General features: G+C 63.0%; 7 protein-coding genes and 1 pseudogene. 1 reads left to right on the plus strand and 7 read right to left on the minus strand.

Features of this window, described 5'->3' with window-relative positions:
• Positions 1–13 precede the first annotated feature (13 nt).
• The 3 genes from SPHS8_RS16985 to SPHS8_RS16995 all read right to left on the minus strand — a co-directional run bounded on the left by SPHS8_RS16985 (position 14) and on the right by SPHS8_RS16995 (position 8,272).
• Positions 14–3,454 carry an ATP-binding protein gene (locus tag SPHS8_RS16985; RefSeq protein ID WP_007683421.1) on the minus strand — a complete coding sequence of 1,147 codons (3,441 nt, stop codon included), beginning with the start codon at positions 3,452–3,454 and terminating at the stop codon, positions 14–16.
• Between the two features lie 2 nt (positions 3,455–3,456).
• Positions 3,457–4,710 carry a metallophosphoesterase family protein gene (locus SPHS8_RS16990; protein WP_007683419.1) on the minus strand — a complete coding sequence of 418 codons (1,254 nt, stop codon included), beginning with the start codon at positions 4,708–4,710 and terminating at the stop codon, positions 3,457–3,459.
• A 91-nt stretch (positions 4,711–4,801) separates the two neighbouring features.
• Positions 4,802–8,272 carry a class I SAM-dependent DNA methyltransferase gene (locus tag SPHS8_RS16995; RefSeq protein WP_007683417.1) on the minus strand — a complete coding sequence of 1,157 codons (3,471 nt, stop codon included), beginning with the start codon at positions 8,270–8,272 and terminating at the stop codon, positions 4,802–4,804.
• A gap of 196 nt (positions 8,273–8,468) precedes the next feature.
• Between SPHS8_RS16995 and SPHS8_RS20500 the strand changes: the two genes are divergently transcribed.
• Positions 8,469–8,660: a hypothetical protein gene (locus SPHS8_RS20500; RefSeq protein ID WP_156405541.1), complete on the plus strand. Its 192-nt coding sequence runs from the start codon at positions 8,469–8,471 to the stop codon at positions 8,658–8,660.
• A gap of 132 nt (positions 8,661–8,792) precedes the next feature.
• Here the strand turns inward: SPHS8_RS20500 and SPHS8_RS20505 are convergent.
• The 4 genes and pseudogenes from SPHS8_RS20505 to virB10 form a co-directional block, all read right to left on the minus strand.
• Positions 8,793–9,236, minus strand: a pseudogene (locus SPHS8_RS20505) (LPD7 domain-containing protein); the annotation flags it as partial.
• Positions 9,226–11,190 (minus strand): type IV secretory system conjugative DNA transfer family protein, encoded by a 1,965-nt coding sequence (locus SPHS8_RS17005; protein WP_007683415.1) that lies wholly within the window; start codon positions 11,188–11,190, stop codon positions 9,226–9,228. The gene SPHS8_RS17005 and the pseudogene SPHS8_RS20505, both read right to left, overlap by 11 nt.
• On the minus strand, positions 11,174–12,178 hold the full coding sequence (gene virB11, locus SPHS8_RS17010; RefSeq protein ID WP_007683413.1) for a P-type DNA transfer ATPase VirB11: 1,005 nt from the start codon (positions 12,176–12,178) through the stop codon (positions 11,174–11,176). Before virB11 ends, SPHS8_RS17005 begins: the two co-directional genes overlap by 17 nt.
• 3 nt (positions 12,179–12,181) lie before the next feature.
• The gene (gene virB10, locus SPHS8_RS17015; protein ID WP_014072617.1) at positions 12,182–13,399 is read right to left on the minus strand and encodes a type IV secretion system protein VirB10; all 1,218 of its coding nucleotides are present in this window, start codon (positions 13,397–13,399) and stop codon (positions 12,182–12,184) included.
• Positions 13,400–13,401: the final 2 nt, after the last annotated feature.

The following is a 13,401-nucleotide window of genomic DNA, read 5'->3' on the forward strand; positions in this document are numbered from 1 at the left end:
TAGCCGCATCGCGTCAAGCGAGCTCGCACTTCGAGTGGAGGTCGTCACCGACAACGGACTTGGCAATCTCGACAAGGTGGGGATGGTGCGTGAAGAACAGGACCTGCGTGGAACAGGCCACCTCGGCGAGCACCCTGAACCCCGCTTCGGCGCGCTCGTCGTCGAAGTTCACGAACAAGTCATCGGCGAGAAACGGCAGGTTGACCCCAGCCTTCACCGATTGCTCCAGCGCCGCCAGCCTAAGGGCGAGGAAGAGCTGGTCGGTGGTGCCCTCGCTCATGGCGCCCACCTCCACCATTGTGCGTCGATCGTCCCTCAGGCCCAGCAGCCGCGGGACGCTTCCGTCGGCGTCCACTCGTAGCGCGGCATAGCGGCCGGCGGTCAGAATCGAGAACAAATCGCCGGCGCGCAACAGCAACGGATCTTGATGTCTTTCGCGGTATTTCTCGATCGCCCACTTCAACGTCAGCGCCTGAGCACGCTTCAGGATGTACTGTTCGGCAAGGACTTCAAGCTCGGCCTTCGCCTGTTCCGCGTCCGATGCCGCGTCCACCGCGGCTGTCCCGCCCGCGTCGAGGGCGGTGAAAGCAGATCTGGCGTGGCCATGCGCCGTAGCCGCTGCGGCCACCTCGTCGTTCAATTCCCCCAACCGTGCATCCAGCGACGAGACGTGGCTCGCGATTTGGTCAGGATTAGAAGCGGCGACTGCGGCGACGAGTTCGTCCAGCGTGAAGCCGTCCCCTTCCTCGACGATCCTGCGTTCTATGGCGGCCCGCTCCACCGTCAGCCGGCGCTTCGCGCGCGACCGTTCGATCGCTTCCGATAATTCCGCGCGATCCGTCGATTTGGTTTCAGCGAGCGCGGGGGCCAGCGCCGCGTCGGCCGTGGCGAGCTTCGCCGAAGCCTCCTCGAACTGATCCGCGCGGCGGCGCGCTTCCTCATCCAGCGAATCGATCAGCGTGGCGGCCGACCTGGCCGCCGTGAGGCAATTCCTTAGAGCGCCAAGCCGCGTCGCCGTGTCGCCCGCGGGAACGTTGGAGCCATCGGACAACTTCTCTACCCGCTCCATGTGATTGCTGGCGTCCCTGCGGATCGTCTCGACCCTCCTGCGCAGGTCTGCCTCTGCCGCGATGGCGCCACGAAGATCATCGAGTAGTTCCAGAACCGCACCGCAAGTGACGATGTCCAGCTGCAGACCGGCTTCGTCCATTACTTCTCGCCAGGAGGTGACGTTCGACGCGTCCTCATCGTCGAGGCGCTGGTGCCGCCGGTCGAGGGCGGAGGCCTCCGCGGCGATCTGGTCCAACTGTTCTGCGGCAAGACGGCGCTGTTGCGTAAAATCCTCGTATTCAGCCCGCTTCCGCTCGGCTGCCGCGAGTACCGGCGTTAACGGTCCGCCGGCGTCCGCAACCTCCAACGCCTGCGCCAGCGCGGCCCGGCACCGGTCACGCCGTCCGACAATGGAAGCGAGATCGGCCCGCAACGTCAAGCCATCGCGATGGGCCTCGACCGCCGCGTCCCGCGCCGACCGCCAGGTTAGGAAACGGGTGGGCTCGAGGGCTGGCAGGCCGGCCGCGGTCAATCGCGCCGCCCATGCCTCCGCTGCTTCTCCATAACGCTTGCGGGCATCTTCAATCCGGCCCTGCGCTTGTTTGGCCTGAAGATCGTGCGACGCCTTGGACCGCTCGAGCACGGAGAGGCGGCTCGACTCCTCGGCCAGCGAAAAACGGAGGACCATCTTCTCGTCCACACGGGACACGCTTGTCTCGTAGTCGGCTACGGCCGCTTCTGGAGACCCGAGTGGGGTCCCCGCAAGGACATTCTCACGGATGGGTTGCCAGCAGTCCTGGCGGCTCAAACGGACCGATGCGATCTCGTCCTCGGACACGACGGTGCCGGTCGCGAGTTGGCCAATCTCCAGCGCAACCTTCTCGGCCTCTTCGGTCCAGTGCCGGAGCTGCTCCTCTTCACGGCGAACTTGGCCGAGAATTTCGGCCAGTTCGCTACGTGCGGACTCGATCTCCTCGTCGCCCACCTCGGGTAGCACCAGCAGCTCGTCGATTCCGCCCGTCCACGGCGAAAGGCGGGTGAGCAGGGCGGGCAGCGACGATGCCAACGCTTCGACCCTAAGGCCGGCTCCTTCGCAACGAGCGTCGGCATCCGATCCGAGCGCGCGTGCGGCGTCGACCGCATCAATGAGCGCCTCGGAAGCCGCGGCGGCCGATGCACCATCGAGCCGGTCCTGCGCGCGCTTCCTTCGGTCGTCGAGATCGTTCCGGCTCTCGGCGATCTGCCTTCTCGCGGCGGCGTTCTCGCCGTGAGTCCGGGAGAGGTCGCGCAACTTTGCCGCCAAAGCGCGTGAAGGTGTGGCGTCCGCGTTGGGTCCCGCTTCGGCCCTCAAACGGCGAGTCAGCGCCTCCGCGACGACGAGCTCCGCCTCGCGCCGGACTAGATCCTGCGCGGCCTTCGCGACGGAGCCCCCGTCCGCGATGAGCTGGTCGATCTCGTCCGCCTTTTCCAAAAGGGTCGGATCGGCCTCGATTTTGTCCCGACGGTTTTCCGCGTCAGCCTTTAGCTGCTCTGCGGTCGACCTCTGGCGCTGGGCCTCCTCGGCCTCGCGGATCACGCGTTCCGCCTCGTCCTCGCGTTGCACACTGAGATCAACGATGGTTTCGTAGCCGAGCAGGGTCTCGGTCTGCTCGTCGCGCAGCCGTACGAGCGGGGCGAGCCGCCTTACGCGGTCTGCAGCCCTCAGCTCCGTTTGGACCACGTCGCGGGCGTCTCGAGCCAGATTGAGTGCGGCCTGTGCCTCCAGCATCGCGTTCCGTGCGTCAGACCAGGACTTGGGCTTGAGAGCTGCGTCTCGGATCGTCTTGGTGGCTTCGGCGAGCTGGCGGTGCGCGAAGGTAAAGCTGCGTCGCTGGGACGTCGTAGGCGCCCAGATGGCATCGGCCTCGCCTTCGAGCTTCTTGAGCTCGTCGGCGACGCCGGTGAGGCCAGAACCCGCGGCGAACAACGTGCGGCCGAGGTCGTTCTTGGCTTCTACCATTGCCTTGCCTCCCGAGCGCAGGGCATCCTGGTCGAGACTGAAGGAGAGGCTGAAGGTTTCGCGGGTCTGCCCTTTCAGCATCGAGGCAAGGGGAGCCTCGTCGATCGCTGCGTCATTCGTGTCAAGCAGCGTGCCGGCCGTACCCTTTTTCCGGCGGCACGCGAACGTCCGACTACCGTCCTCCAGTACCGCACCGACCCTGAGGAGGATGTAATCGAACATGAAGTTGTACGGCGACCGCTGGGGGAATCCGAAAAGGAGGTCTGACACCGCCGCCAGCGAGGTCGTCTTGCCGGCTTCGTTCGCCCCATAGATGATGTGGAGGTCGGGGTCGCCGGACCGAAAGTTTAGCTCGCAGTCCGCGAAGCGGCCGTAACGTTCGAGGGAAAGGCGGGAGAAACGCATTGTCAGGCTTCCGGCGTCAGGCGCGACCGCAACGCCGTTGATGCGGTGCCGAGGATTCCTGCCCAGTCGCCCTGTGCCGCTAACAGACGCAATTCACCGTCCTCCGACTCACCGAGCGCGCTCTTCGCCAGAACCATGAAGCGCTCCAGATCCGCCTCAATCGCCGCCGCTAGTCCGAGGTCCGAGGAGCCCTCGCCGATCAATTCATCGAGATCCTCGCCGAGCACGGCGTGTTGTTCCGTGGTCGGCTCCGACACCAGTACCTTCACCTTCTCGACATGAAGGTCTGGCGAGATCGACGTGGCGATGGCGCGCACGTCGTCCCGAATGGCCCCAGCCTTGTCGATGAGCGCGCCTGCGCCTGCGAGCTCGCCCCTCAGGCTCACGCGGACGATCATTGGCCGACCGGAGCCATCGGCGCCGTGGATGCGCGTCAGTTCGGCGCGGATCAGGTCCGGGAGGCCGCCCGGCGATGAGCCGGCGCAATCGATGTCGAGGCGGATCCAGCGCACAACGTCCAGATCGATGCGATCAATGGACGAAACCTCGCCATCCACCACCGTCACGATGACTGCACCCTTTGCGCCCGCCTCGCGTATAGTGCGGCCCTGCACGTTGCCTGGAAAGACGACATAGGGGTTGTCGTTGACGATTTCGAACTCGTGCACATGGCCGAGTGCCCAGTAGTCGTAGCCCTTCCCGCGTAAATCTTCGACGCCACAGGGCGCGTATTTGGCGTGCCCCGGCCGCCCCGCCAAGGCGGTGTGGAGTACGCCGATGTTGAACGAGTTCGCTTCTGCGGCCGGATAGGAGAGGACGAGGTTGTCGGTGACGGCCGGCGTGGAAAAGCTCTGGCCGTGCAGCGCCACAGCGAGGTTCGGCAGCCTGTGGGTTTCGGGACGCCTCGGTCCGAATTGGCGAACGTTTGGCGGCCAAGTCAACGTCCGCGAGATCGCCGAGGCGGCGTCGTGGTTGCCGGCAATAATGAACGCTGGAATGCCGGCCTGATCGAGACGGCCCATGGCCCGGGCAAAGTAGAGTCCCGTCCCCATATCGCGCCAGTCGCCATCGAATAGATCGCCGGCGATGACGACAAAGTCCACCGCCTCGTCGATCGCGCATTGGATGAGGTTGTCAAACGCGGATCGCGTGGCCGACCGGATCTCCTCGACGGGAAGTCCATCGTACCGCGATAGGCCATGCAATGGACTGTCCAAATGGATGTCCGCAGCATGCAGGAAGCGGAAACTCGACACGGTGATGTTCCCCCCTGGCAGTCAGTGCCTACCGTTTATGAAGATAAGAGCGGCAAATGGAGACGTTGGCCATTTGCCGAAGCGCAGCTTCTCAGGCCGCATAGCGGCCGTCCTCAAGCTTTCGTACCATCCCCATTCCTGCAAGCGCATCAAGCACTGGCGCGACTGTAGAGGCGCGTTTCCCTTTGAATGCACGGGCAACATCTTTGGGCGCCAATGGTTTGGCGGACCGCGCCACGACGCTTGCGACGGCAACCACTTGTTCTGGAAGGGCGCTTGGCCAATCCCGCTCCACCTTCTTTGCCTTGGTGCCTCTGCGAAGTTGCAGGACGACTTGGGCCGGCTTCTTTCGGAGGGATTTCGCCTGGAAAGAGGGCCGAACCCACCGGATCTGCCCCGCACGCTCCTCCTCGGCTCGCTCGTCATTCAAAGCAACAAGCCTGACCAGCATTTCCTCATGTTCCAAGTCGCGCGGCCAACCGTATGCTTCAGCGACAGCCTCATCTATCTGTTGGTGATAATGGCGGATGAGCGAGACTTCGCCGCGTTCGGCGATGGACCGGTATTTGGGATCAAGAACTCCACCCTTGGCATCTCGCATACGGGCGAGCGTGGTATAAAGTGCTGTCAGGGTCAGATCCGAATGGCGCGCTAGAACCTTCCGGCGCAACCTGTCCAATTTGCGCGCTGCAATCCGAATCCTCTGCTCCAGTTCCGGCACGCTCGGCGGAAAGGGAAACGGATCAAAACAGGTTTCATTTTGATAACGCGGATCGTCGCCCGACCCCATCCGCCCGCCCGCACGAAGCGCCCACACGGTGTGCGCTGTGCTCGAGACCACGCCGAGAACATAGGGGTCGTCGGACGCAATCGCTATAACTGAGCCATCCACGAGACGGCCCGCACTGGGAATAAACTTGAAGAACCTCTCCGTAGCTGTTTCGCTGGTGACGATGTAGCGCCGGAGACCGCTGATGGCTGCACGAAGCCTCGGTCGAGGTTCTGCGAAGCGCCACCAATTGAGGCGGTACTGCTCCCTGTCGTTTTCATCGCGCTCTGGCTTCACATGATCGAACAGGTAGCGGTGCACGCCAGGGAAGCGATCATGCAACTCGTCCTCAGTCTCGATGTCGAAGAAGTCGAGAGCGTAAGTGTTACTTTGAGACTCAGTCACATCCGTGCCGGCCACAACCAGCGGCATTCGTTCCGGCGGCACGCCATCGGCGATGAAGCGGGCTCGCTGCTCGGTATTGATTTTGAATCCGTCACCGGACATTTTCACACCCATACGACAGATGTTGCCGTTGGCTCTGAGTGAGGTGGCGCCGGCGACGTTAGCGCCGGTAGTCAGATCGATGTTAATCGGCGCAACTTGCTCCTCAAACTCGAGCAGTGTTTCACCTTTTTTGCGCTTCTCCAGTGAAACGCTCGACAGCCGTCCTGCGCCTTGTCCGGCAGCAGCCGCAGTCATCGCGATCCGCACCGCAGCGGTTGTTTCCTGATCGTGCCACGGATGGTTCGGAATCGCGAAGGTCAGGTAGAGTTTGCCACCGCGCTCAGGATCGAGATAGCGGCTAAGCACCGAGCGATTACTCGATTGGGCAATAGTCTTCGTCGTGATGAGACCAAATCCTCGAACAGAGCCATTCGCTACCTGCTCGGCACTTCGTGCCCACCAATAGGTCACGAAATCGATCTCGCCAGAAAGGTCGCCGTACACGCTCCGGAGCGTATCGACGTAGGGCGACCCGAGGCGCTTGCGCATTCGGCGGCATCCGATGAAGGGCGGGTTCCCGATGATGAAGTCTGCCTCCGGCCAGACTTGCCGCCGCGGATTGACGTACCGATATACCGTTAGCCGACCGGAGTGATCGGGAACGGGTCGCCCGGTCACTGGATGCGGCTTCATCGACGTACCATCCCAGATCGTCTTTGGCTCGCCGTTCTCCATCTCAGGAAGCTTCTCGTCCCAATCAAGCAGGGCATCGGCTGGGATGATCGTTCTGACATCACGCAAAACGGGGGGCTCGGGCATCCGATCTTCTCCGTTCACACGAAAATGCCATTGAAGATAGCCAATCCAGAGCACGAGTTGAGCGATCTGTGCAGCCCGAGGATTGATTTCGAGGCCATGGAAGTTGGCAGGAGTAATCGTGTGGCTGCCGAGCTCAAGAAGATAGCGCTCATCGCCGAGTGCTTCGAGCAATTCGAGCACCTCTCCTTCCAACTCCTTAAGTCGCGCAAGCGCGACATAAAGGAAATTGCCCGTTCCGCAGGCCGGGTCTAGAATGACGATGTTTGCGAGCTTGGTGTGAAAGCGTTCGACCTCAAGACGCGCGGTCTCCTTGTCGCCTGCTTCCGCAGCCAAGGTTGCTGCGGTTCGCGCACCTTCCCAATCAGCGCGCAGGGGTTCCATTACGGTGGGGCCGACCAGTCGCTCTACATAGGCGCGCGGAGTGAAATGCGCGCCAAGCTTGGCGCGTTCTTTGGCATTCAGCGCACGCTCAAGCAAGGTTCCGAAAATTGCTGGCTCGACCTGGCGCCAGTCCGATGCCGCTGCGTCGATGAGGACGTTGATCTCACGCTGATCAAGCGCCAGCGCACTGGCATCCTTAAAGAGGTATCCATTGAACTGACGCACAACCTCCCCTGCCTCACCAAGGCCAAACGCAAGGCCACCGGTATCCATCGCCTCCCATAGCTGACTGAGTTGGGGGGCCAGGAGTTCGGGGCGATCGCGGACTTTTTTCAAGAGCGCGCTGAAACTCGCCTTCGGAATAAGACCAGTGTCCTCCGCGAACATGGTAAAGAGGAGACGCATAAGGAAGGCCGCCACGCGATCCGGGTCCTGCTCTCGAGCTTCGATACCCTGGGCTAGAACAGCCAGATGATCCGCAATTTTTCGCGTAACCCGTGCCGCCTCGGCCGAGGGGTCGAGCGACATTGGCATGGTCCAAATTGCCGCCAGGCGCTCCCGGACTGTCTTGTCGCGCAGTTCATCGAGGGTAATTCGATACCGACGACGGTCGGGAAATGGCGCATAGCCTTTCCCGTTGCGTTGAAAGTCCGCATAGACGTCGATGCAATATCCAACGTCGCTGACCAGCAGGAAAGGTGGCCAGCCATGTGAGCGGGGCAAATTCTTAGCGTAGCCCTCCGCTTGACTTGCAGCTCGCTGCATAGCGCCGGTCCATGCAGCGGTGTCTCGACGAGCCATGCCGCGCTTGAAGCGGTCCTCCGCAGTCTGGCCAAAGAAGTCGCGAAGCGAGTAACCTTGACCAGCGTCGACTGCCGCCAGGTCGGCACTGCTACCTTGCTTAGCCTCTAAGATGAAACTGCCACGCTTATAGCAATCAATCCAGCCGTTGGATGTAGCGCCATCAATCTCGGTTTTGATGACATGACGTTCGAAGACGTAATCATTCTGCGCTGTGTCACTTAGCGTTGGCCGCGGGGCCTCTACGCCGAGCAGTTGACACAGATCGGTTAGAAACAATTGTGTGTTGGCTCGCTCGTTGCCACCTGCGGGTGCCCACTTCGCAATAAAATCTTCGACGTCCACAGGCCCCCCTTGCTCTGAGTCTTTTGGGGCTCAGGACGATGAGGATCAAGCTATTCCGTGCGAGCGGTTTCAGTCGCGCCTATCGACTGCGAGATCGCTGGATAGGTGGGTGAACCTTAGACGATTCCTGTCGGCCGGACGCGACTTTGACAGGCCCCCGTTCCCGTGTATCCCTGACCGTGGCAGGACGAATTTGATGACCCTGTTCGACGTGGTTTCGCAGTTTCGTGGTCGCGACCTTCATAACACGCGAGATCGCTTCGGGATTGTCGAACAATGCGGTTCGCACGACCGCCTCGATCACTCGCAACTGACTTTGCGCGGCTCGCTCGTTTCTGTCTCCGGGCGCCTCAGGTCGGGATCGCGTCGGTCGCTCGCGAGCCTGTGACTGACCTCGGCCGGACTCCAGGCTGATTGATGGAACGGCAGCCGGCGCAATACTGTTGCGGCTCTTGTCTCGCCGTAGCCGATCCAATTCTTGTAGGTCGCGTTCGTTCGGCCGATATCCTCGTACTTCCAATCCTTGGCGACTGGCCTCGAGCCATGCTGCCCGGCGGAAGGCTTCGCTGCCAGTAAGATGAACATTCGACCATCCGCGATGCCGGGCGATGGCGACGAGATCACGCACGACCTCCTCACTCTCGCTCGAGGTGACAAGACGCCGCCCTTGGTCCCGAAATGCAGGCTCTTTTGCCTGCGCCGTCGTGAAGTAGGCCGGTTCGCCCGACCATTTGCCGGTCGACGAAAAGTAGCGCTTTCGCAGGGGCTCCGGTATGTCGCCGGCAGAAATTGATCGGGGCTCGACCCCTGCCCCCTCCTTGCCTTTGTTAGGGGTGCCGGGATCCTTGGGAATGTCGTCCCGCGTGTCTTTCCCAGAACGCGGTGCGGACTGACCTTCACCGATTGAAATGGCATTGGCGCGCTTCCTGGCGCCCCGCGAATTCTCGGACTTCTCAGCGGACATGGGCTGTCCTTTCCTGGATAATGGATGTGGATGGCTGCCCGACCGATGGCAAAAGTGCCCGCTCGACCATCGCCGACACGAACGCGATCGCGGCGGCCTCGTCGCCCGGGGGCGGCAGTTCGGCCAGGTCGCCCAGAACCAGCATGTCATCCGTGATCTTGGCCGCACCTGCCAGCTCGGCGTCGGTCATTTCCCGCATCACAATTTCCTCCTGTATGGTCTCGCCCGAGCTTGTCGCCGGCTGCTGTGGGGCGCCGCTCAGACCGGGTGTACCAGCGCCCTGCCGCGCTGAAGCCGGCGTAGGTGGGGAAAGCATTGCCGCGATTGGACGGGCGGACGGCACAGGCGGAGCAACCACCCGCCGAGTGAAGCGCGGCATCCGGTAATAGGCGATCTTGCGCCCTCGAATTGGGGGGATGCCGGCGCGAAGGAGCAGGAGCTCGTTCTTCGGCAGCTGCATGAGCTCTTGCGGCAGCAGGAGCGCGCGGCGCTGATCAGATTCCGAGATGCTCCGGTTCGCCAGTAGCCCGTGGATGGTACGGCTGCGGGATTTCACGTTCATCGTGAAAAAGCCGAGCCGTTCGGAAAGTTCGTTCGCGACCTTCAGCTCCTTAGGCGTGAAGACAACCTCGAGGCCGCAATTGGCGATGATCTCGTCGGTGACATCGGGACCGTAGATTGCGCGAAGCTGGGATCGGCTCTGAATGACCGGAACCAGGCGCAGGCCATAGCCGGCGACGTAGGAGAAGCCGCTCGCAATCACCGAGGCTTTGCCGAGCCTGGCGAACTCGTCGAGCAGGACCAGGACCGGGACATTGCTAGCGCCCTCAGGAAGGTCGCGGGTGTTGAGATCCACGAGTTGCTGCAGGAACAGACTGTAGATCGGCGCGATGCGGTCGATATTGTCAGGCGACACGCCAAGGTAAATCGACATGCGCCGACGCCGCACCTCGCGCAGGTCGAAGTCGCTCTCCGAGGTGGCGGTATCCACCATGGGGTTGAGCCAGAGATTGAGCCGTGCGGTGATGGTCTGCTTGATCCCGGAAAAGGTGTTGTCCGAGGCCGAGGTGAAATCTTGGATCGCGGACACGCAAGCTTGGCTGAGGCGCTGGCCCACCCTGCGAGCTTCCTGAAGCGCTGCGGGAAGGTCGCTCTTGGGATCCCCGCTCGTGAGGCGGCGGTATATCTCGCCGATGGTGAAGGGCAGGCCCGGGTTGGATGCGACCAGGGCGCCGACGCCGACAAAGGCCGCTCGCGCGGCCTCCGCCCAGAAGGGATCGGATCGCTCGGGCGCGGGGAACAGCATGCCCGCGATCTTCTGCAGCTCGTTGATGACTTCGGTGTCATCAGTCCGCCTGATGTGCGCCAGGGGGTTGTACCGCGCCGTCCGCCCCTCCGCGTCGAGCGGATCGAACAGATGCACTGCTTGGCCGGCCCGTGCCCGATAGCCGGCGCTTGCGCCCCAGTTCTCCCGCTTCACGTCGAGCACGATCACCGAATCTGGCCAGGTCAGCAGATTGGGAATGACGACGCCCACGCCCTTGCCCGCTCGCGTGGGCGCCTCGAGCAGAACATGCTCGCTCCCGCCGAATATCAGGAAACGTCCAGCCTTGCGGCCGACAACGATGCCGGCAGCGTCGCGAAGGCCCTCCCGCCGGATCTCGCCTTCGCGCGCAAACCGGGCGGTGCCGTGCAATGCCGGCCCGCGGCGCAGAATCCCGATTGCGAGGAGCCCGACCACAACAGCGCCCGCCAGAGCCCCGCGCTTTAGCCAAAGAATAAGCAGCGGGTCCGCCCGATAGTACCACAACCATGCGGGCAAGGCCGTGATGTCGGTGTTCGGGCCGATCTGGCCCATCCCAAAGAGGGCAACTGGCACGGCGATGGCGCAGCACAATAAGGTGCCGCCGGCAACGGACAGGCCGATGATCCAGAAGTTACGCTGCACCGGCATCGCCCACCTTCGGGTGGAAGTAGACCTCTTCGACCTCAAAGCGACCGCCATGGCGCCGGGTCTGGACGACCACATCGATGAGCATTCGCAAAAGTCCGCGGATATCATCGCGCGCGAGATCGCGGCCGCCCTCGGATTCCTTGACGAGCAATGTCAGCTGCTCGAAGGCGCCCGCCGCAGAGCCAGCATGGACGGTGGTGATCGACCCAGGGTGCCCCGAGTTGACGTTGCGCAGGTAGAAGAAGGCGGTGCCGTCGCGCAGCTCCTGCAGCAGGATCCGGTCCGGGCGCATGCGCAGCGCGCTCTCGAGCAGCTGCTTGGGACCGACCTTCGCACGGCCCTGCCCTTCGCCCGAATAGACCATGTGAACGACATTGCGATGGGGCACGATGAGTTCGCGCGTGTCCTCGATCGTAAGCAGCCGCTCGTCGGGCGGGATGAGCTGGATAAGCGCTTTCGCCAAGGTCGTCTTGCCGGACCCGGTCGCCCCGCTGACCAGGATATTCTTGCGCGCGGCGACCGCGACCTTGAAAAAGGCTGGCCAGTCGCCCGCGTCGCGAAGTGCCACCAACTCGGCGTCGGTTTCGGTAAGGTCCCGGGCGCTCGCGCGCGTCGTGTCAAAGAGGCCAGCGCGTGCGAGCTGGTCGATCGGCAGGGTTACGGTCGAGGGCTTGCGTATCGTAAAGGACGGGCAGCCGCTCGGCGTCACCGACGGGATCACGATCTGGCAGCGCTCGCCGCCTGGGAGGACGGTCGAACAGATCGGCGTCTGCCCATCGATGTCCTGGTGCGTGAAGCTTGCCGCGGCGACGGCGAGCGTTCCAAGCCACTCGCTGTCCAGTTCAGGCAACTCATGCCATCGCCACCCCTGCCGGTCCTCGATCCCCGCCTCGCCCGGGCGGTTGATGACGAGCTCGGTTACATCATCCGGCTCCAGCAACGGAAGAAGCGGTTCGAGATAATGGCGGAGGACGGCGGTATCGCGCATGGCTTACCGCCGCAGCTCCAGATTGTAGACATCGGCGAAGTTGAAGTCCTTGGCGACGAAGATACCGACCTCCTCGCCCTGGTTCTTTTTCAGCACCGGCCGGATGTTGATGTTGTTCTGGAGCGCGATCGCGGCCCCTTCGCTCGGCGCACGCGTGACATTGTTGAAATTGCCGTTGCCGCTCGATGCGGCCTGCCCGGCAATATAGGCGGCGTCATCGACGAGCGAGAGTAGGAGCGCGCCGCCGAACCGTGCCCAGAAGAAGCTGTCGACCGCTCCGGCGAGCCCGGCGCGGCCGAGCGCGTCTGACCCAGGCGAGGCAAGGTCGATGCGGACGCCTTGTGGCGTCACCGCCCGGGTCCAAAGCACAAAGAGGCGGTTCTGCCCCTGTTGGATGCCCCCGCGATACTCGCCGAGTACGCGCGTGCCCTTTTCCATGAGCACGACCCGGCCATTCTCGGAATACACGTCCCGTGGAATCAGGCAGGACGTGTATCCAGGCTGTGCGGAATTGATGGCCGTCTGAAGGGTGCAGGGAATCAATGTCCCCGCAGTGATCAGAAAATTGCGATTGGGGAGCATCGAGGCTCGCGCTTCGCCTACGGCTGAGCTTTGTCGCAGCAAGTCCAGCGCATTGGGCGCACCGCCCTCCGTACTCCCTGGCGTTCCTGAATTTTCGGTCGGTTGCGCGCTCGAGGCCGCCGCCGGGCCTTGCGAGGTCTCTCCACCGAGATCGCGCCCGCCATAGGCGATGAGTGTCGACCGTCGCGCCTGGTCGGCCAGGTTCGGCCGGGCGCCTGACGGGCCGGGCGCTGCACCGGGCTGCATGGCAGGGACGATCTGACCGTCGGGGCCAGGAACCCCGGCTGCGGGATTGAGCACCGGTGCGTTGGGATCGTTCCCGCCTGCGCCGAGCGGTCTCGGCTGCGGCGCGACCGCCGCGTAATCGACGGTTTCCCGGGCCACGATATCGCGCCGCTCTTGGGCCGCCCCGCCCGGTGCAGTGAGGTCACGATTGGAGGCCTGTTGGCTCGTTCCGGAATTAACCCACAGGATGCCGAGTACCATCGCCGTGCCGGCAAAGATGAGGGCGGTATTACGCTTGGAAGGCGTCATCCCCCCGATCGGCTCGATACCGCGCTCGTGCAGGATCTCGTCTTTTTCTGGCGTGAGATCGGCGCTCGGCAGAGGGCGCGAAACGGAGGATGGATCTTCAACCATGG

The organism is Sphingobium sp. S6 (genome assembly GCF_905120495.1).
Classification (GTDB): domain Bacteria; phylum Pseudomonadota; class Alphaproteobacteria; order Sphingomonadales; family Sphingomonadaceae; genus Sphingobium; species Sphingobium agri.

Excerpts from the sequence above, each read along its gene's own strand:
- SPHS8_RS17005 (WP_007683415.1), bottom strand. The coding sequence starts at position 11,190 with ATGCCGGTGCAGCGTAACTTCTGGATCATCGGCCTGTCCGTTGCCGGC.
- SPHS8_RS16985 (WP_007683421.1), bottom strand. The coding sequence starts at position 3,454 with ATGCGTTTCTCCCGCCTTTCCCTCGAACGTTACGGCCGCTTCGCGGAC.
- virB10 (WP_014072617.1), bottom strand. The coding sequence starts at position 13,399 with ATGGTTGAAGATCCATCCTCCGTTTCGCGCCCTCTGCCGAGCGCCGAT.
- SPHS8_RS20500 (WP_156405541.1), top strand. The coding sequence starts at position 8,469 with ATGACCCTGTTCGACGTGGTTTCGCAGTTTCGTGGTCGCGACCTTCAT.
- virB11 (WP_007683413.1), bottom strand. The coding sequence starts at position 12,178 with ATGCGCGATACCGCCGTCCTCCGCCATTATCTCGAACCGCTTCTTCCG.